This is a genomic window from Mesopusillimonas faecipullorum, from assembly GCF_020539505.1.
Taxonomy (GTDB): domain Bacteria; phylum Pseudomonadota; class Gammaproteobacteria; order Burkholderiales; family Burkholderiaceae_B; genus Mesopusillimonas; species Mesopusillimonas faecipullorum.
Genome location: NZ_JACDXW010000001.1, coordinates 549556 through 566923, shown reverse-complemented (window position 1 = coordinate 566923; position 17368 = coordinate 549556). Strand labels below are relative to the sequence as shown.

Below are 17368 nucleotides of genomic sequence, written 5' to 3'. Positions count from 1 at the left end.
AGCAGATCCCCCATCATGCTAGAAGGTGTTTGTACATTGCTGAACCTGGCCCTGCACGAAAAGGCCAGGGTCAGCCATGTCCTCGTGTCCGGCCAAACGCCGGAGTGGGCGGCATGGCTGGCTGAAATCGGTTTCCTGCCCGGCGAAAGCACGCAGGTGGTGGCTTTAGGGCCATTTGGGGGCGACCCTCTGGTAGTGCGCATAGCTGACTCCACGTTTGCCCTGCGTCGCGCCGAAGCGGCGTGTGTTTACGTTGAGCGCCTTCCCTTACAACAAGAGGCGGCTGAATGAAAGAAGCCGTCATTCACGTCCATCGCGGCGGGCCTTTGGTGGCCCTGGTGGGCAACCCCAACTGCGGCAAGACCGCGCTTTTCAATCGCCTGACCGGCAGCCACCAGAAGGTGGCCAACTACGCCGGGGTCACGGTAGAGCGTAAAGAAGGGCGTTTGCTTTCGGCGGAAGGCAAAGTATTGCGCTTGCTCGACCTGCCTGGCACCTACAGTTTGAATCCCCGATCACCAGACGAACAGGTGGCGGTGGATGTCCTGATGGGGCGTGCCGTAGGCGAGAAGCGGCCTGATCTTGTGGTGTGCGTTCTAGACGCCACGAATCTTCGCCGCACGCTAAGGCTGGCATTGGCGGTCAAACGCCTGGGGCTGCCTTGTGTGGTGGCCTTGAACATGACGGACCTGGCCAAGCAGCGAGGTTTGACGATTGATGTAGAAGCTTTGTCGCGCGAGCTGGGTGTTCCGGTGGTCAGTACCATTGCCGTGCGCGGCGAAGGCGTGCAACAGCTGCGAGCGCTTCTTGACGACCCTGCCGTGTGGCAGGCGCAGCAAGCCGCGCAGCAAGCCGCTACCGATGCGGTGGGCGATCACGAGCATGTACGCGGCATTCTGCTGCGCCTGGGCTTAGACCAGGCGGTACCCAGGCTGTTCAGCGACCGCCTGGACCGTGTGGTCTTGCATCCTGTCGTTGGTCCGATCTTGCTGTTGGCGCTGTTGTTCCTGATTTTTCAGGCGGTTTTTGCCTGGGCCGAACTGCCCATGCAGTGGTTGGAGGCCGGGGCGGCTTGGCTGGGTAGCGAGGTCGAGAGCTTGCTACCGGAGGGTTGGTTGCGCAGTCTGGTGGTTGAGGGCTTGATTGCGGGCTTGGGCGGTGTGGTGGTGTTCCTGCCGCAGATCATCATTCTGTTCTTTTTCATTCTGGTGATGGAAGAGTCCGGCTACTTGCCCCGTGCGGCTTTTTTGTTGGATCGCCTTATGGGAAGCGTAGGCTTGTCAGGCCGCAGCTTCATTCCGCTGTTGTCTAGCTTTGCCTGCGCTATTCCGGGCATTATGGCGGCCCGCACCATTGCCAATCCACGCGACCGTCTGGTCACGATACTGATTGCCCCTCTCTTGACATGCTCGGCGCGTTTGCCGGTATACGCGTTGCTGATCAGCGCTTTTGTGCCGCAGCGCGAGGTCTGGGGAGGGCTTGAGCTGCAGGGTTTGGTGCTGTTTGGCCTATATCTGGCGGGCATTCTCAGCGCCATGGCTGTGGCTTTGGTGCTGAAGTATCTGACGGCCCAAGGCCAGGTGCGCACCTTGATGATGGAGCTGCCCAGCTATCACTGGCCCAATCCGGCTAGCGTGGCGGCAGGGCTGTGGCTGCGAGTAAAGATTTTCCTGCGGCGTGTTGGCGGCATTATTCTGACCATGACGGTGTTGTTGTGGTTCTTGGCCAGTTTTCCGGCGCCCCCTATAGGCGCCACCGGGCCGGCCATCGAGTACAGCCTGGCGGGCATGCTGGGGCAGGCGCTAGCCGTCATCTTCGAGCCCATAGGCTTTAACTGGCAGATCAGCATAGCGCTGGTGCCGGGTTTGGCCGCGCGCGAAGTTGCGGTCAGCGCTTTGAGTACGGTTTACGCTTTGTCGGCAGCCACCGAAGAGGCCGCTGCACAAGCTTTGATGCCGCTGATCGCGCAAGACTGGAGCCTGGCTACCGCACTCTCTTTGCTGGTTTGGTATGTGTTTGCACCCATGTGCCTAAGCACCTTGGCCACGATACGCCGGGAAACCGGCGGCTGGGCCATGGTGTGGGTCAGCGCCGGCTATCTGTTTGCCTTGGCCTATGCGGCGTCTTTTATTGTGTACCGCGTGGCCTTGGCGTTGGGGGCCGGCTAGTCTAAAAGACCATAGCCAGCCTGGCCCAACGCTTAACGTAATTTGGCAAATACGATTTCTGCCGCATCAAGAGTGGCTTCGATGACGGCGTCGTCGTGGGCAGCCGAGACAAAGCCCGCCTCGAAAGCCGAGGGCGCAAAGTAAATGCCTTGATTGAGCATGGCGTGAAAGAACTGCTTGAAGCGTTCGGTATCGGCGGCCGAAACCTCGGCGAAGCTGGTGGGAATCTGTTTGGTGAAGTACAGACCAAACATGCCCCCTACGGCGTCCGCGCAGAAGGGGATAGCTGCTGCGTGCGCACGTTCGGTAAGGCCTTCGGTCAGTTTACGGGCTTGTTGCTCAAGGTGCTCGTAAAAGCCCGGTTCAGCCAGCAGTTTCAGGGTTGCCAGCCCCGCAGCGACGGCCACGGGGTTTCCAGACAAAGTACCGGCTTGATACACCCCGCCCAGCGGTGCAATGGCATTCATGACGTCGGCGCGGCCACCAAAGGCCCCTACCGGCATACCGCCGCCTATCACTTTGGCTAGGGTGGTCAGGTCGGGTGTGACGCCCGACAAGCCCTGTACCCCTTGAGGGCCAACGCGAAAACCGGTCATGACTTCGTCGAAGATCAGCAGGGCGCCGTATTGGGTGCACAGCTCGCGCAGCCCTTCGAGAAAACCGGCAGCGGGTTTGATCAGGTTCATATTGCCCGCGATGGGCTCGATGATGACGCAGGCAATGTCTTCGCCTTGCTGGGCAAAGGCCTCTCGAACGGCTGCCAGGTCGTTGAAATCCAGAACCAAGGTGTTTTGCACGAAAGCTTCGGGGACGCCGGCCGAAGTGGGGTTGCCGAAGGTGAGCAAACCCGAGCCTGCCTTGACCAACAAGCTATCGGCATGGCCGTGGTAGCACCCTTCAAACTTGATGATCTTATTGCGACCGGTAAACCCGCGAGCCAGACGGATGGCTGTCATGGTGGCTTCCGTACCCGAGCTGACAAGACGGACTTTCTCTACTGATGGCAGGCGGGAGGCGATGACCTCGGCGATTTCAATCTCTGCTTCGGTGGGGGCGCCAAAAGACAAGCCGTTCACGGCAGCATCGCGCACGGTTTGCACTACCACCGGATGAGCATGCCCCAGAATGGCAGGGCCCCACGAGCCCACATAATCGATATAACGTACGTTGTCGGCATCCCAGACGTAGGGCCCTTTGGCGCGGGTGATAAAGCGGGGGGTGCCCCCCACCGAACGAAATGCCCGTACCGGTGAGTTGACGCCTCCGGGTATGGTTTGGCAGGCACGATCGAAAAGAACTTGATTACGAGTCATGATGGGATTCCGTATATGAAGAATGTGTGCGGGCCGGAAGGCGCGGCTGAAATCGGGGCTCAGACGGCAGGTGCGGGGCCGCTGGCTTGAGCAAAGTGGGCTTGGCAGGCGCGAGCGGCTGCCTCGATGTCGGGCGCATCGAACAGCGCGCTGATAAGGGCGACACCGTCGGCACCGGCTTCGACCACCGCAGCTGCATTGGCGGCGTTAATGCCGCCTATGGCGATAACGGCCGGCCTTGCCACGCCGGGCCACGATTGCGTCAGGCGTTTTGCCTGAGTGAGTTGATCCAGCTTGGCGCGCGCAGCGTCAGGCTTGACGGTAGACGGATAAATGGCGCCGAAAGCGACATAATCGGCGCCGGCAGCCAAGGCTTTGCGTGCAAGCTCGGGTTGGTCGTAGCAAGAACAGCCGATGATTTTTTCGTGACCCAACAAGGCTCTGGCGGCGCGAGGGTCGCCATCATCGCGACCTAGGTGCACGCCGTCAGCTTTCAGTGTCAACGCCGTATTCATGCTGTCGTTGACGATAAAGGGAATGCCCGCGTCTTTGCATAACTGAGCCAGTTGATGGCCCTGACTCATGCGTGCAGCATGGGTAGCGCCTTTGGGGCGCCATTGCAGCGCGACCATGCCGCCGCGAATAGCGGCTTGCACAGCCTGCAGCAAGCGATCGGTGTCGTCCCAGTCGGGGGTAATGCCATATAGGCCGCGAGGGAAACGCAAAGGGCGAGCCGTGATCATGTTGTGGTGCGCATAAGAATCTTGTGACCCATGCCGGGTTGAAACCAGCGCTCGCTAAGCGGCGCGGCCTGCTTCATGGCTTGTTCAACGGCGACCTGAGGTGTCAGCCCTTGGGCCAGGCCAACCGCGATGGCACAGGCGAGCGGGCTATGTGCATGGGGGCCTGGCGCAGGTTTATTGGCAGCCGGCCAATTGGCCATGGCTTGTTCCGGACCATAAAGCACATGAGCATTGTGGCCCGGGCGTAGCGGAGCGTCTAGTACCAGAGCCCAGTCGGCGCCCCCGCTGAGCAACCATCGTGCGGGGTCGTCACCTGTTTGGCGCGGCATATAGCCTTCGGATTGCCAATGCGCCAATAATCGATGTGGCACCATGACAATGTCGGCCTGCGGCACCAGCAATTCCAGGGTGGCTGCCAGGGTGTCATCGGCCTCTTGAAGGGCAGGGTGATTCGGCAAGGCTTCCAGCTGTAGCAACAAAGGCAGTTGGCTGTAGTCGGCTGCAATCTGGGCCACCATTTGCAGGGTTTCCAGTTCGCAAATAGGCCCGACCTTGATGGCTTGGACCGTCATGTCCTCGAGTAGGCAGCGAGCTTGGTCGTCTACCAGTTCGGGGGATAGCGGCTCTAGGTTTTCCATGCCCATGGTGTCCTGCACATAAATGGCAGTCGCCACGCTCAGGGGATGCGCCCCTAGGGCGGAGAGCGTCATGGCATCGGCAGGTAAATGCCCGGCTCCGCTAGGATCGAATGGGGCGAAGATAAGCAGGGACGGCGGAATGGAGTTTGACACAGCGATGCTAGCCGCGTTGGCGGCGAATAGGGGGTTGAGGTCGCCCGAAAGGGTGGTCGCAGACGTAGGGGGCTTGCGTCGGTTAAGATTGACCCCATTCTAATGGAACTATCCGGCTAATGTGGAATCGTCCCTTGCCGGTTTGCTTTGAGAGAAATAGAAACCATGCGTACCTGGATGTGTCTGATTTGTGGCTGGATGTATAACGAGGAAGATGGCGCGCCTGAGGATGGTATTGCTCCAGGCACCTCATGGGAAGATGTGCCACCAAACTGGGTCTGTCCCGAGTGTGGTGCGCGCAAAGAAGACTTCGAAATGGTCGAAGTCTGACCTGGCTTGCGGGCATATTGCCTACAAGTGCGGTTCATGCATCATCAAGGAGGTCGGTCATGGGAAAGGCAACTAACACACAGACAAACGAGCCTGTCGTCGATCTGTCGGGCCAATTTCTGCTCGCCATGCCGAGCGTCGTATCAGGCAGCCTGGCCAATACGGTTATCTATGTGTGCGAGCACAACGAACAGGGGGCGCTTGGTTTAGTGGTGAATCGGCCTACCGATCTCACCGTTGGCAACCTGTTGCAGCGCATAGACCTTGATCTCTCCCTGGAAATAGGGCCGGTACAAGACACGCCTGTGTTTTTTGGCGGTCCGGTGCAAACAGATCGCGGTTTTGTGCTGCATGCCGCATCGGGGCAGTACAGCTCCAGCATAGAACTTGGCGAACTGGCTCTCACCACTTCCCGGGATATTCTCCAAGAGGTCGCCCAAGGCAAGGGGCCCAGCCAAATGCTCGTCACGCTGGGTTACGCCGGCTGGGGGGCCGGTCAACTCGAAAGCGAGATCGCCCAGAACGCCTGGTTGAACGTGACGGCAACGCACGACATCCTCTTCGACGTCGCCCCCGAGCAGCGTTATGACGCTGCACTCGGGGCCTTGGGTATTAATGCGTCCATGCTTTCGGGCATGGCGGGGCATGCCTGAGGAAACCCTGCTGGCCTTTGACTACGGCACGCGCAAAATTGGCGTGGCGGTGGGCAATACGGTTACGCGGCAGGCGCGGCCTTTGGTCGTGCTTAAACCGGCCACTCGCGAGGCGCGATTCCAGGCCATAGAAGCCTTGTTGCATCAGTGGCAGCCCGCTCGTGTGGTGGTGGGGCTGCCCCTCACCCTTGAGGGTGAGGAGCAATATGCCTCGTTGCAAAGCCGGCGCTTTGCCAACCAGTTACATGGGCGTTTTGGCCTGGCTGTCGAGCTGGTGGATGAGCGCGGCTCTAGCATGGAGGCGCAAAATCTCCTGGGAGCCGCCCAAGGGGATGACGACGCGATGGCTGCAGCCGTTATACTGCGTCGCTATCTGGAGAAGCGCTGAACAGTAGCCGGCGCTATCATAATGGGCTGAAAATTCTTGCTGTCACGAGAACAATATTGAGCTACTTGCGCGTACTGATCAGGTTTCCGCTGATCCTACTTTGGTTGATTTCTTGTTTGCTGTCTGTGGCCACCCTATATGCCTGGGTATCCGCACCCCGGCGCAGTCGCATGAACCGTGCGTGGTCCCGGCTGCTTCTTCGGCTATGCGGGGTCAAGCTGAAGGTAACGGGACAGCCGCAGCTTACGGGCGCTGTGTTATGGGTGGCTAATCACGTATCCTGGATAGACATCTATGTGCTGGCGGGTGTGCGCGGCATCTTGTTTATCGCCAAAAGCGAGATTCGACAGTGGCCTGTCATAGGTTGGCTAGTGGCGCGTGTCGGCACGGTGTTTCTGCAGCGTGGGCAGCGCAACTCACTCAAGCAAGTGGCCGAACAAATGGCAGAGCGCTTTAGCCGCGGCGAGGCGCTGGGCCTATTTGCGGAAGGAACCACTTCCTCAGGTCTGGATGTCCTGCCTTTTCATGCCAGCCTTTTCGACCCTGCCATGCGCACCGAAGTGGATATTCAGCCAGTGGCCTTGCGGTTTTTCTACCAGGGGCGCCGTAGCGAGTTTGCGGCTTTCGTGGGCGAAGAAACCCTGGTGCAGAATCTCTGGACGCTGATGAAAGCCAAAGGTGTCGCAGTTGAGGCGGTTTTTCTGCCCGTACTGAGCGCCGACGACTACCGGGGCTGGCACCGGGGCGATGTGGCTCAGCATGTGCATGAAGCCATAGGGCAGGCGGTACGCGAGGGCGTCAGCACTGCCCCTGAAACTTATTCGCCTACCAGCCCCTGAGGGACCAGGCCAGCGGCTTCGATTTGAATGATCTTACGGTCATTCAAGCGCAGGGCAGTCAGTTGCCGCCCCCAAACGCAGCCTGTGTCCAAGCATATGGCGTCCGGCCTTACCATCAAGCCCAAAGTTGACCAATGACCAAATAATATCGTGGCCTCGCCACGTGTGGCGCGCTTTGGCACGTCGAACCATGGCAGCAGGTCCGCGTCGGGGGCAGGGGCGCCTTTCAGGGTGAAATCCATGCGGCCCTTGCGGGTGCACATACGAATGCGAGTCAGGGCGTTGACGATGATGCGCAAACGTTTATTTCGGCCCAGGTCGTCGCGCCAGCGGTTGGGCTCATTGCCATACATATTGCCTAGACGTTCGCGCCAGGCATCGGAACTGAGCGCCGCCTGGACTTCCTGGGCGCACTCCAGGGTTTGCTGCACTGTCCATTGGGGGACCACGCCCGCATGAACCATGAGGTAACCGTCAAGATGGTGGGCGAGCGGTTGTTGGCGCAGCCAAAGAATCAATTCATCGGCATCGGGGGCGTTCAGCACGTCGCAGAAGGTATCTGATTTGCCGGGTTTGCGTATGCCGGCGGCCACAGCCAGCAAATGTAGATCGTGGTTGCCCAACACCGTTACCGCACGGCTGCCAAGGTCGCGTATGCGCCTTAGTGTGCCGGCTGAGTCGGGACCGCGGTTGGTAAGGTCGCCTGCAAACCAAAGTTGAGCCTCGGGCTGAGCGGCAATTTCTGGATGGGCGAGCAAAGTGTCCAGCGCGGTGGCACATCCCTGCACATCACCAATCACCCAGACGGGAGGGGTTGCCTTCGTCATGTTGCGTTACGTTGCCAATTTTGCCCTGTCACAGAGGGCTTTCTAAGATGATGCCGGTTTTCCATAAACAGCAGCGCTGCGAGCGCCAATAAAAGCGCGACCAGATTGGGGAGCAATGCCGTCACCCAGGGCGGCCATTGCCCCAGGGTGCCGATGTTCAGTGCCAGCTGATTGATCATGAAGAAGCCCACGCCCAGCAGAATGCCGATGAAGACCTTGCCGCCTACCCCCCCTCGCCGTGTTTGCATGAAGCCTATGGGCGCGGCAATAGTGATCATGACGAACAAGGTAAAGGGATAGGCTGCCTTACGCCAGAGTGCGACGATCTGGCGTTCGGTGTGAAGCTGGTTGGCGTTCAGATACTGTATGTAGTCCAGCAGTACCGAGATGGACATGCGTTCCGGGGTCAGAATGCGTGCAATCAAACGCTCGGGGGTAAGAGACGTGGGTAGTTCACGCTGCACAACTTCTTGAATGCGGGTGACGGGCTCTTTGGAAGCTTGTCCATCGCTTAGGGCGGTGATGGCGTCGGCATCGATGAGTGTCTCCGTCACCTCTTGCAGAATCAGCTTGCCGTCTTCAAAGTAGCCCTCTTTGGCATGGGAGTGGCGCTGGAGCTCTTGCGTAGGCGAAAACTCGTAAAGCTGAATCTCGCTGACGCCTCCACTGGGACGCAACTGGGCGATATTGATAATACGATCACCACCGTGTTCGTCGTTCTCTTTGAACCAATAGCCGCTATTCAGGCGGCCACCGCCGGCGCGGCCCAGCAGTTGTAGCTTGGCCTCGCTGGATTTGATCTCGACGGCGGGCATGACGACTTCAGACAGCAGAAAAGCGCCGACCACCCAGGGAATGGTGATGATCCACAACATGGCCAGCAGTTTGAGGCCGCTGACGCCCGATACCCGCAGAATGACCAGCTCGTTGCGCTGCGCCAGGCTGGCCAGAGCCAGTACCGACCCCACCAGCAGCCCTATGGGCAGCAGCTCGTACAAGTGTGAAGGCAGTTGCAAAGCCTGCAGATAGAACAGATTGAGCAGCGAAAAGCTGTCGTTTACCTGGTCCAGGTCTTCGATAAGCGCGAAGAATGTGAACAGACCAACCAACGCCAACAATACGACGAAGCAGGAGCGATAAATTTCGCTGGCGAGATAGCGGCGGGCGGTGCGCATGAGGGATGCGGGCTCTATACCTTGAGGGGCGGGAACCGTAACTTTAACAAAAGTGCGCGTGGCAACGGGTAAGATACCTTAAGCAAGCTTTCTGCAGGCGCGAATCGCGATGAAAGAATCCCAGAATTTCCCTATGCCCAAGGTGTGGCCGACAGTCGTTCATATGCTGGAAGCCGCTGCCGCCCAATCCAGCGAGCACCTTGCCTTGGTGTGCGGCGACGAGCAACTGACCTACGGGCAGTATCGCGCGTGTGTGGCCGGCTTTGCCCACGATTTGATGCAGTGCGGCCTGGGGCAGGGCGACAGAGTCGTGCTGTTGATGGGCAACTCGCTGGATATTGCGATTGCAAGCTTTGCCGTGCAGGCGGCGGGTGCGCAAGTGGTCCCCTTGAATCCAGCCTACACCACCAGCGAATTACGGCAGGTGTTGGCCAGCGCGCGTGCTCGCGGCATTATTTACGACGAAGCAGTCACGCAGGTGGTAAGCCAGGTCGGCGCCAGTTTTGACGTGGCTTATTGCATAGGTACGGGTCCAGGGCAGCAACGCCTGACTCGCTGGCAAGACGCCACGGCGCTGCCGCTGCCGTTGCCAGACCCGAACAGTCCTTCTACCCTGCAATATACCGGGGGCACCACGGGCGTGCCCAAGGGGGTCAGCCTGACTCATCAAGCCGTCAGCATCAACGTCAGTCAGCGCGAGGCCTTGCTGCCTACTTTGCGGGGTCAAGAGAAGGTTTTGGCCATTACGCCGCTCTTTCATGTGTATGCGGTATCCATGGGCCTTTATCTGGCGGCTTATGCCCAAGGTACGCTGGTCATCATGCCCAAGTATCGGCCCGACACTGTTCTTCAGGCCATTGCGCAGCATCGCATTACTTTGATGTCAGGCAGCCCTACTATTTTCATGGGACTGATGGCTTACGAGGGCTTCGAACAGGCTGATCTCAGCTCCCTGCGACTGTGTTCGTCGGGCTCTGCGGCCTTGGCCGAAGAAACATTGACCCGCTGGCAGGCTGCCACGGGCTGCGTGGTATGCGAAGGCTACGGCCAAACCGAAGCTGGCCCCGTGCTGACGTACAACCCTTTTGCTGGGCAGCGCAAGCTGGGCTCAGTGGGGGTGGCCGTGCCGCTGACCCAGTTGCAGATCGTCGACGTAGCCACCGGCACCCAAGTGCTGCCGGTGGGCGAAGCCGGTGAAGTGCGTGCCCGAGGGCCTCAAATCATGAGCGGCTATGACGGTATGCCCGAAGAAACGGCCAAGGTGCTGCGCGATGGATGGCTGCACACGGGAGACATAGGCCGGCTCGACGATCAAGGTTATCTGACGATCTGTGATCGCAAAAAAGAAATGGCCATCGTCAGTGGCTTTAACGTCTATCCCCGAGAAATCGAAGAAGTGTTGTTCCGGCATCCCGGGGTGTCCGAGGCAGCGGTCATCGGGGTGTCCGATGCCTACCGCGGAGAAATTCTGTTGGCTTATGTGGTTGCCAAAGACAGCACACTCGATGAAGCGGCGTTGCAGGCTTACTTGGCTGAGCACTTGGTAAAGTACAAGTGGCCATCACGCGTTTTCTTTGTCACCGAGTTGCCCAAGACCAGCGTAGGGAAAATCGACAAGAACACCTTGCGGCGACGCTTGGCGTCTGATGTAGACGCGCCCGGTCAAGCCTGAACATAAAGCTCAGGGCACGGTCACCATTCTCATGCGCTGCATCAGCGTATTGGCGCGTTGACGTAAATAAGCCGTATTGCCGCCCTGGCGGTCGTAGAAGGCGGGGTTGGGCAACATGGCTGCCAGGCGGGCCGCTTGGGCTGCGCCAAGCTTGCCGGCATCGGTGCGAAAGTAATGCCGGGCTGCCGCCTGAGCACCAAATACATCTTCACCCCATTGCGCCAGGTTCAAATAAAGCTCGAGTATGCGTTCTTTGCTAAGCACGGCCTCCAGCATATAGGTAATGATCAGCTCTTGGCCCTTACGCCAGTAAGAACGCGAGTCGGAAAGAAACAGATTCTTGGCCAGTTGCTGGCTAATCGTCGAGCCGCCCCGACGTCGTTCACCACCTTGTTCGGCCTGACGCTGGTTGTACTGCCAGGCGCGCTTGATGGCTTCCCATTCGACGCCGTCATGGTTGGTGAAATTGGCGTCTTCCGAGGCGATGACGGCGCGTTTCAAGTGGGTGCTGATACGATCGTAGGGCACCCACTCATGCTTGAGTTCAGCTTGCGCATCAGCTTGGCGCAAGGTGTTTAAGCTTGCCTTCATGAATGCGCTGCTGCTGGGGTCGCGTACGGTAAGGGTGAGCACCATGACGAATAGCCCAAACTGATACAGCAGGAAGCCGATAAGTGCCAGCAGACTTGCGACGCCTACCAGCTTGCCCATAGACCAATGCCGGATAGCCATGGCGGTCAGGGCTCCTGCAGTTGGCGCCGCAGCTCGCGCAGAACAGGCTCCAGTTGCGGGGTCATGCCGTTCCAGATGGCAAAGCTGGCGGCAGCCTGGCCCACCAACATGCCCAGGCCATCCACGCAGCGGTGGGCACCAGCCTCGGCGGCTTGGCGCATGAAGGGCGTGGGCAGGGCGGCATAAAGCATGTCGTAAGCCAGCGCATCAGCGGCGTAGCGCACCCCAGGCAATTCGGGGGCTGTGTCCTGCAAGCCGCTGGAGGTGGCATTGATGACCAGATCCCATTCGCCCTCGGCTTGCAAGAGGCCACCCGCACTCATGCGCGTGGCGTAATCGGGCAATTGGCTCGAAAAGTGTGCCCTCATGGCTTGCGCACGCTCTTCCGTGCGGTTAACAATGTGCAGCCGGGCACAACCGGCGTTCAGCAGCGGGTAGACCACACCTTTCGAGGCTCCACCTGCACCTATCAACAAGATGCGGGCTCCTTCCAGTGGGGCGTTTAAGCGTTGAAGGTCGGAAAGCAGGCCCAGGCCGTCGGTATTACAGCCGTTTAACTGCCCGTCTTGTTGCCACAAGGTATTGACGGCACCGGCCAAACGCGCACGCTCGCTCAGTTTGGCTGACAGGACATAGGCTTGCTCTTTGAAGGGAACCGTAATGTTCAAGCCGCAACCGCCCGCAGCAAAGAACTGGCCGACCGTCTCAGCAAAACCGTCCAGGGGACTTAATAAAGTGCTGTATTCGAGCGCCACACCGGTTTGGGCGGCGAACATCTGATGGATAGCCGGCGAACGGCTATGCTTGATAGGGTTGCCGACGACGGCAAATTGGCGAATGCCGGGCTGAGAGCTCATGGTGCGAAGGTTTGCAGTTGGTCCCGGGTGAAATGCCACGTGCGGCTGATGGCCAGCACGTCGGTGTGTTCGGCAAGCTCAGGCGGGAAGGGAGGAAAGGGTGCCGCCAGGCGCACGATACGCTGAGCGGCTTGGTTCAGGACGACATGCTCGGAAGGCCTGTCAATTTCTATGCCCGCTAATTCGCCATTACGCTGTATATAGGCAGTCAGTTGAAGGCTACCGTATAGCTGCCCGCGTGCTTCATCTGGATAATAGCGTGTGCCCAAGGCCTCTATGCGCTTACGCCATGACTCTACGTAAGCGGCGTGTTCGGCTGCAGTGGTGGCCGGGCCGGTGAAGTGTTGCCGGGGCCTGGCGTTGTAATGGGCAATGCGCGCCTCAAGGGCGGCAATGCGGGCCTGCAGAATCTGATTTTCTTGGGCGATATCGTCTTCACCCGGCGCCTCGGATTGACGCAAGGGGTCGGGTACAAGCTGTTCGGGCGCCACGACAAGACCAGCCTGCAGTTGTGTCAGTAGGCGCTGCTGCTCTTGCTCAAGCGCTGCCTGTCGCTTGCGCAAGGCCCTCAAGATCATGTCTTGCGCAGCCAGTTCCGGCGAGTGTGGCAGTGGCGAGGTTGCCATCCCCTGGGCTTGGTCGCCACCCGCGTTCAAGTCGTATTGAGCTTGGGCCTGAGCCTTCAAGGGGGCTGTATCGGTATGCGTATTGACCAGCACAATGTCCAGTGTGCTGCGCACGGGGTTTGGTGCTTGGGCCGGTGCGCCAAAATGCAAGCTAAGCAAGGCGGCGTGTATGAGCAAGGAGGCCAGCAAGGCCCACGGCATATACCCGCGACGCCAGTTTCTGCTTTGCAGCAGGAACTGGCGTAATTGAGCGGAAGACCGTGACGACGACATGTGGCTGTCCTCGGGTTCAGGGGTGCTGGCCTTAGTCGGCCAGAACATCCAGGAAGCGGCAATGCAGCGTAAGAGCCAGCTCATCCGCATCGTTGATGGATAAACGCACGCGCTGACCTCGGTTGAGTTCGGGTACACCTACAAGCGTGACCACCATAGGTACGCAGCTTAGGCGAACCAGGTCATCACGCAAAAACTCGCCCTCGGTTTCGGTAATGCCCTGCTGGCGCAGCCAACGCAGGCACCAGTAACGCTCCATGTTGTTCTGGAACTCGCCCCAAGCAGCATACTGTGAATCGAAGGCGCCGATCAAGGCAAAAAGGTCTGCATCCTTGGGCTTGAAAGGCGCCACCAGACGAGCCGAGACACCATGCTCTGCAGCGGCCAGTATCTGACGCTGATTCACCAAGTCTACGTAACGGCGCAGGGGGGAGGTAGACCAAATGTATTGCGGCACGCCTATGGATTCGTGAGGCAGGGCGTGAGTGGACATGCGGGTACGCCCGGTTTGTTGCGAGCGATACACGCCAGGTACGCCGTGCTGATTCAGCAGCCCACCCCAGCTGCTGTTGGCCAAAATCATATACTCGGCCACTATTCTATCTAGTGGGGCGTTGCGCAGCCGCGGAACCAGGCGCACGATGCTGTCCGGATTGTCGGCGGCGCCCTCAAGCTGAAAGCTGTATTCGATGCGGTTGTTGTTTTCGGGCTTGCCGCGCATGGCATCGCGCTTGGCGGTCAAGTGCTGCGCGAAGCGCCACAGTGGGCGCAGCCAGTGTCCGTACGTCAGTGGCTGTTCAGGGTCATTCAGCGCCGCTTCGCTTGCCTCGTTCTCCAGCTCGTGCAGGCGCAAATTCTTGCGTACCGTCAAACGTTCGACACGGGTTTGCATGTCTAGGATTTCACCGGTGTCCAATCTGGCTGTCACGTATAGCGATAGAGCGGGCCGGGCTTGGCCTTCATCCAGCGAAAACAGCTGTAGCAAGGGTTCGGGCAGCATGGGTATTTTCTCGCCCGGCATGTACACAGTGGACATGCGCTGGCGCGCCAGCTCGTCCAGCTGGCTGCCGCGCGCTATGCCCAGGCCCGGCGCCGCAATATGTATGCCGATACGCGCCGTGTGTTCGTCCAGCATGACAACTGAAAGGGCGTCGTCCACTTCGGTCGTGCTGGCGTCATCCAGAGAATAGGCTTCTACGTCTGCGTCGGGAAGCGCGTCGGGGACGATGGGCGACTCGAAAGCAGGGAAGGCCGTGCCTTTTGGAAAATACTGGGCAAAGAAACGGCGCCGATGAACCGCCAAAGCATGAGGCCACGCTTGCAGGTCCAGCAGTAATTGCTCTGCGGATTTGCCTGACTGGGCGACTGCCGCGTCAAAGGCTTTCCACTCCAGCGAGTTCTTATCGGGGCGCGTCAGTAAATCGTCGGCCATGCGGCCTATGGCTTCTGGCAACTGACCCGCCAGCATTTGCTCTGTCCAGGCTTGCTGCTGCTCGGCTTGTAAGCGTTTCTTTTCGATGGCGGCCAGGGCTGCTTGCAAAATGTCGGGCGGAGCTGGGCGGTAGATGCCTTTGCCGCGCCGGTGAAAATAGGCCGGGGCGGCATGCAAGGCGTAAATCAGGGCCGTTTTTTCGACGGCACTGGGGGGGTGCCCAAAATACTCTTGGCCAAAATCGGCGACGTTGAGCTCCTCCTGCGGTGCGCACTCCCACAGAAAGGCGACATCCAAGGTCTCTGCCAATGCCTGCGCTTGTTGCAGCATCTGGCTGGGGGCGGGCGAGTCAAAAGTGAAGATAACGGCGTTCTTCTTGATTTTGCTGCGCTTGCCCGATTCGGACTCCACTTGCAGCGTGGAGTCGCTTTCGGAGAAGATCTTCTCGGCCTTGAACTGGGCGCTGTCTTCGTAGAGGACGTACATGGATGAAAAAGATAGGGAATGAAATGAGAAGGCGGGCCGCTGAAGCGGTTTGGGTTCGACGACTTATCGTGGCGGTTGCAGGATGAAATCCATAACATCGGGCAACCAGTCGGCAAAATCGCTGATGCCGTGGTCGCTGCCTTCAATAATATGCCCGTGACTGCCGGCATACCATTGACGCATGTCGCGCCAGTCAAGTACCTCGTCGCCCGTAGAGGCTAAAAGATAATAACGTTCAGGGTTTTGGGTAGGCGGTGCCGCCATGTCAGCCAGTTCGTTAACGTGTTCTGGCAGGAACTCGAAAGGCTCATCGTTATGGAAGTGGCGATGGCTGCCTACCTGCGTGGCCAGGTCGCGCGCGGCGTGCACGACCGGGTTGAGCACGACGGCGCGGCATTGCCAATGCTCCGCCAGGCAATAGGCATAGAAGCCCCCTAGCGAAGAACCAATGATAAGCAGTTCCGAAGCTGCGTCCTTTAAGTTGGTGTCGCCAAACTGCGAGCGTATCCAATCGTGGCACAGCGCTATCGCGGCGGCGGGGCTGGCGGGCAGCTGCGGGCTATACCAGTCATCATGCAGGCCGCGCTGAGCCATGGCTTGCTCTAGCAGCCTGGATTTGAACGAGGCCGGCGAAGAGCGGAAACCATGTAAATACAAGACTTTCATCGGCTGGGCTCCTGAGCGAGCCCCTCTAGCAGTTTCTCGTGAATGCCGCCAAAGCTGCCGTTGCTCATGACCAGGACGGCATCGCCAGGGCGCGCATCAGTGAGGATGGCCTCTACCAAACCGGGTATCTGATCGAAGCTTGCAGCACGGTCGCCCAGCGATGCCAAGACCTCTTCGGGGCGCCAGCCCAGCGCATGCTTGCCCTCGCGCGCACCGAAGCAATATACCTTGTCAGCCAGCGTCAAGGCTTGGGGCAGGCGTGCGGCCATCGTGCCCAACTTCATGGTGTTGGAGCGGGGTTCGATGACTGCGAGGATGCGCTGATGCGAGGCGCGCCGATGCAGGCCTTCCAGCGTGGTGGCAATGGCTGTTGGGTGGTGGGCAAAGTCATCGTATACGGCGATGTCGCGCACGGTTCCGCGCAGTTCCAGGCGGCGCCGTATGCCCGAAAAGCGTGTCAGTGCTTCGATGGCGATGCCGGGTTCGACACCCACATGATAGGCGGCTGCCAACGCGGCCAAGGCATTGGCGCGATTGTGTTGACCGCTGAGCGACCAGGCAATGACGCCGGCGACCTTGCCTTCGAACACCACCTCAAAATGGTCGGGATGGCTGTCGTAGTCGCGGGCCTGCCAAGGGGCTTGGGGGCCATCCACTTGCACCACGGGCGTCCAGCAGCCGCGAGCCAGGGCGCTGTCAAGGGCCGGCGACTCTGCGGGCCGGACTATGCAACCGGTGGCTGGGATGGTTCGAACCAAGTGATGGAATTGGGTTTCGATAGCAGCCAAGTCGGGAAAGATGTCGGCGTGGTCGTATTCAAGATTGTTCAAGATAGCCGTGCGGGGCCGGTAATGAACAAATTTGGAGCGCTTGTCGAAGAAGGCCGTGTCGTATTCGTCGGCCTCGATAACGAAGTGGCGGCTTTCTGGCCGATAACGAGCCGATACCTGCAGGCCGGGCGCCACACCGCCAATCAGAAAATTGGGCGCCAAACCGGCTTGTTCGAGTATCCAGGCCAACATGGAGCTAGTGCTGGTCTTGCCGTGTGTGCCGGCTACCGCAAGCACATGTTGCCCTTGCAAAATCTGTTCGCCTAGCCACTGGGGGCCCGACACGTAGGGTAGACCTTGGTCAAGTATGGCTTCCATCAGCGGATTGCCGCGCGTGACGATGTTGCCAATGATGAATAGGTCGGGTGAGAGGTCGAGCTGGTCGGCGTCGAACCCCTCGACGAGGTCTATCCCTTGTTCGCGCAACTGCGTGCTCATGGGCGGATACACGCCGGCGTCGCAACCCGTGACAGTATGGCCGGCAGCGCGCGCGATCAGCGCCAGCCCGCCCATGAAAGTACCGCAAATACCCAGTATGTGCAGATGCATGAATATCCTCCTGGCCGT

At 59.4% G+C, this 17368-nt stretch carries 18 protein-coding genes; 7 read left to right on the top strand and 11 right to left on the bottom strand.

Annotation, left to right across the window (positions count from 1 at the left end; genetic code table 11):
• Window positions 1-15: 15 nt before the first annotated feature.
• Together H0484_RS02645 and feoB are read left to right on the top strand one after the other, a co-directional pair.
• Window positions 16-291, top strand: a complete 276-nt coding sequence (locus H0484_RS02645) for a FeoA family protein (protein ID WP_226952879.1) — start codon at window positions 16-18, stop codon at window positions 289-291.
• Complete coding sequence (feoB, locus tag H0484_RS02640; RefSeq protein ID WP_226952878.1) at window positions 288-2168, top strand: ferrous iron transporter B; 1881 nt, start codon at window positions 288-290, stop codon at window positions 2166-2168. Before H0484_RS02645 ends, feoB begins: the two co-directional genes overlap by 4 nt.
• Before the next feature lie 32 nt (window positions 2169-2200).
• Here feoB and hemL read toward each other — a convergent pair whose 3' ends face one another.
• The 3 genes from hemL to H0484_RS02625 are packed head-to-tail and all read right to left on the bottom strand — an operon-like array spanning window position 2201 to window position 4934.
• Window positions 2201-3481, bottom strand: a complete 1281-nt coding sequence (hemL, locus tag H0484_RS02635; RefSeq protein WP_226952877.1) for a glutamate-1-semialdehyde 2,1-aminomutase — start codon at window positions 3479-3481, stop codon at window positions 2201-2203.
• A gap of 59 nt (window positions 3482-3540) precedes the next feature.
• Window positions 3541-4224: a thiamine phosphate synthase gene (gene thiE / locus H0484_RS02630; protein ID WP_226952876.1), complete on the bottom strand. Its 684-nt coding sequence runs from the start codon at window positions 4222-4224 to the stop codon at window positions 3541-3543.
• Window positions 4221-4934, bottom strand: a complete 714-nt coding sequence (locus tag H0484_RS02625; protein WP_390624805.1) for a bifunctional hydroxymethylpyrimidine kinase/phosphomethylpyrimidine kinase — start codon at window positions 4932-4934, stop codon at window positions 4221-4223. Before H0484_RS02625 ends, thiE begins: the two co-directional genes overlap by 4 nt.
• Window positions 4935-5180: 246 nt before the next feature.
• On the opposite strand from H0484_RS02625, the gene H0484_RS02620 reads away from it, so the two are divergent.
• From H0484_RS02620 to H0484_RS02605, 4 genes are all read left to right on the top strand, one after another.
• Window positions 5181-5345: a rubredoxin gene (locus H0484_RS02620; protein ID WP_226952874.1), complete on the top strand. Its 165-nt coding sequence runs from the start codon at window positions 5181-5183 to the stop codon at window positions 5343-5345.
• Window positions 5346-5404: 59 nt separating this feature from the next.
• Entirely contained in the window at window positions 5405-5998 is a 594-nt protein-coding gene (locus H0484_RS02615; RefSeq protein ID WP_226952873.1) for a YqgE/AlgH family protein, read from the top strand.
• Window positions 5991-6386 (top strand): Holliday junction resolvase RuvX, encoded by a 396-nt coding sequence (ruvX, locus tag H0484_RS02610; RefSeq protein WP_226952872.1) that lies wholly within the window; start codon window positions 5991-5993, stop codon window positions 6384-6386. The genes H0484_RS02615 and ruvX overlap by 8 nt, the downstream gene beginning before the upstream one ends.
• A 170-nt stretch (window positions 6387-6556) precedes the next feature.
• A complete protein-coding gene (locus tag H0484_RS02605) occupies window positions 6557-7225 on the top strand; it encodes a lysophospholipid acyltransferase family protein (RefSeq protein ID WP_226952871.1) in 669 nt (222 codons plus the stop codon).
• On the opposite strand, the gene H0484_RS02600 is transcribed toward H0484_RS02605, so the two are convergent.
• Complete coding sequence (locus H0484_RS02600; RefSeq protein ID WP_226952870.1) at window positions 7204-8052, bottom strand: symmetrical bis(5'-nucleosyl)-tetraphosphatase; 849 nt, start codon at window positions 8050-8052, stop codon at window positions 7204-7206. The genes H0484_RS02605 and H0484_RS02600 overlap by 22 nt on opposite strands.
• Window positions 8049-9227, bottom strand: coding sequence for an LPS export ABC transporter permease LptG (lptG, locus tag H0484_RS02595; protein WP_226952869.1), 1179 nt, complete (start codon window positions 9225-9227; stop codon window positions 8049-8051). Before lptG ends, H0484_RS02600 begins: the two co-directional genes overlap by 4 nt.
• A gap of 109 nt (window positions 9228-9336) precedes the next feature.
• Between lptG and H0484_RS02590 the strand changes: the two genes are divergently transcribed.
• Window positions 9337-10899, top strand: coding sequence for a long-chain-fatty-acid--CoA ligase (locus H0484_RS02590; protein ID WP_226952868.1), 1563 nt, complete (start codon window positions 9337-9339; stop codon window positions 10897-10899).
• A gap of 9 nt (window positions 10900-10908) precedes the next feature.
• Here H0484_RS02590 and mtgA read toward each other — a convergent pair whose 3' ends face one another.
• The 6 genes from mtgA to mpl all read right to left on the bottom strand — a co-directional run bounded on the left by mtgA (window position 10909) and on the right by mpl (window position 17350).
• The gene (gene mtgA / locus H0484_RS02585) at window positions 10909-11610 is read right to left on the bottom strand and encodes a monofunctional biosynthetic peptidoglycan transglycosylase (RefSeq protein WP_226953018.1); all 702 of its coding nucleotides are present in this window, start codon (window positions 11608-11610) and stop codon (window positions 10909-10911) included.
• A gap of 26 nt (window positions 11611-11636) precedes the next feature.
• Window positions 11637-12488: a shikimate dehydrogenase gene (gene aroE / locus H0484_RS02580; protein WP_226952867.1), complete on the bottom strand. Its 852-nt coding sequence runs from the start codon at window positions 12486-12488 to the stop codon at window positions 11637-11639.
• Window positions 12485-13387: an energy transducer TonB gene (locus H0484_RS02575; RefSeq protein WP_226952866.1), complete on the bottom strand. Its 903-nt coding sequence runs from the start codon at window positions 13385-13387 to the stop codon at window positions 12485-12487. The genes aroE and H0484_RS02575 overlap by 4 nt, the downstream gene beginning before the upstream one ends.
• 31 nt (window positions 13388-13418) lie before the next feature.
• Window positions 13419-15305: a ribonuclease catalytic domain-containing protein gene (locus tag H0484_RS02570; protein ID WP_226952865.1), complete on the bottom strand. Its 1887-nt coding sequence runs from the start codon at window positions 15303-15305 to the stop codon at window positions 13419-13421.
• Between the two features lie 63 nt (window positions 15306-15368).
• Window positions 15369-15971 (bottom strand): YqiA/YcfP family alpha/beta fold hydrolase, encoded by a 603-nt coding sequence (locus H0484_RS02565; RefSeq protein WP_226952864.1) that lies wholly within the window; start codon window positions 15969-15971, stop codon window positions 15369-15371.
• The gene (gene mpl, locus H0484_RS02560; RefSeq protein ID WP_226952863.1) at window positions 15968-17350 is read right to left on the bottom strand and encodes a UDP-N-acetylmuramate:L-alanyl-gamma-D-glutamyl-meso-diaminopimelate ligase; all 1383 of its coding nucleotides are present in this window, start codon (window positions 17348-17350) and stop codon (window positions 15968-15970) included. The genes H0484_RS02565 and mpl overlap by 4 nt, the downstream gene beginning before the upstream one ends.
• Between the last annotated feature and the right edge of the window lie 18 nt (window positions 17351-17368).

Excerpts from the sequence above, each read along its gene's own strand:
- H0484_RS02590 (WP_226952868.1), top strand. The coding sequence starts at position 9,337 with ATGAAAGAATCCCAGAATTTCCCTATGCCCAAGGTGTGGCCGACAGTC.
- aroE (WP_226952867.1), bottom strand. The coding sequence starts at position 12,488 with ATGAGCTCTCAGCCCGGCATTCGCCAATTTGCCGTCGTCGGCAACCCT.
- hemL (WP_226952877.1), bottom strand. The coding sequence starts at position 3,481 with ATGACTCGTAATCAAGTTCTTTTCGATCGTGCCTGCCAAACCATACCC.
- mtgA (WP_226953018.1), bottom strand. The coding sequence starts at position 11,610 with ATGGGCAAGCTGGTAGGCGTCGCAAGTCTGCTGGCACTTATCGGCTTC.
- H0484_RS02615 (WP_226952873.1), top strand. The coding sequence starts at position 5,405 with ATGGGAAAGGCAACTAACACACAGACAAACGAGCCTGTCGTCGATCTG.
- H0484_RS02570 (WP_226952865.1), bottom strand. The coding sequence starts at position 15,305 with ATGTACGTCCTCTACGAAGACAGCGCCCAGTTCAAGGCCGAGAAGATC.
- ruvX (WP_226952872.1), top strand. The coding sequence starts at position 5,991 with ATGCCTGAGGAAACCCTGCTGGCCTTTGACTACGGCACGCGCAAAATT.
- mpl (WP_226952863.1), bottom strand. The coding sequence starts at position 17,350 with ATGCATCTGCACATACTGGGTATTTGCGGTACTTTCATGGGCGGGCTG.
- H0484_RS02625 (WP_390624805.1), bottom strand. The coding sequence starts at position 4,934 with ATGACGCTCTCCGCCCTAGGGGCGCATCCCCTGAGCGTGGCGACTGCC.
- H0484_RS02565 (WP_226952864.1), bottom strand. The coding sequence starts at position 15,971 with ATGAAAGTCTTGTATTTACATGGTTTCCGCTCTTCGCCGGCCTCGTTC.
- H0484_RS02645 (WP_226952879.1), top strand. The coding sequence starts at position 16 with ATGCTAGAAGGTGTTTGTACATTGCTGAACCTGGCCCTGCACGAAAAG.
- feoB (WP_226952878.1), top strand. The coding sequence starts at position 288 with ATGAAAGAAGCCGTCATTCACGTCCATCGCGGCGGGCCTTTGGTGGCC.
- lptG (WP_226952869.1), bottom strand. The coding sequence starts at position 9,227 with ATGCGCACCGCCCGCCGCTATCTCGCCAGCGAAATTTATCGCTCCTGC.
- H0484_RS02605 (WP_226952871.1), top strand. The coding sequence starts at position 6,557 with ATGAACCGTGCGTGGTCCCGGCTGCTTCTTCGGCTATGCGGGGTCAAG.
- thiE (WP_226952876.1), bottom strand. The coding sequence starts at position 4,224 with ATGATCACGGCTCGCCCTTTGCGTTTCCCTCGCGGCCTATATGGCATT.
- H0484_RS02620 (WP_226952874.1), top strand. The coding sequence starts at position 5,181 with ATGCGTACCTGGATGTGTCTGATTTGTGGCTGGATGTATAACGAGGAA.
- H0484_RS02600 (WP_226952870.1), bottom strand. The coding sequence starts at position 8,052 with ATGACGAAGGCAACCCCTCCCGTCTGGGTGATTGGTGATGTGCAGGGA.
- H0484_RS02575 (WP_226952866.1), bottom strand. The coding sequence starts at position 13,387 with ATGTCGTCGTCACGGTCTTCCGCTCAATTACGCCAGTTCCTGCTGCAA.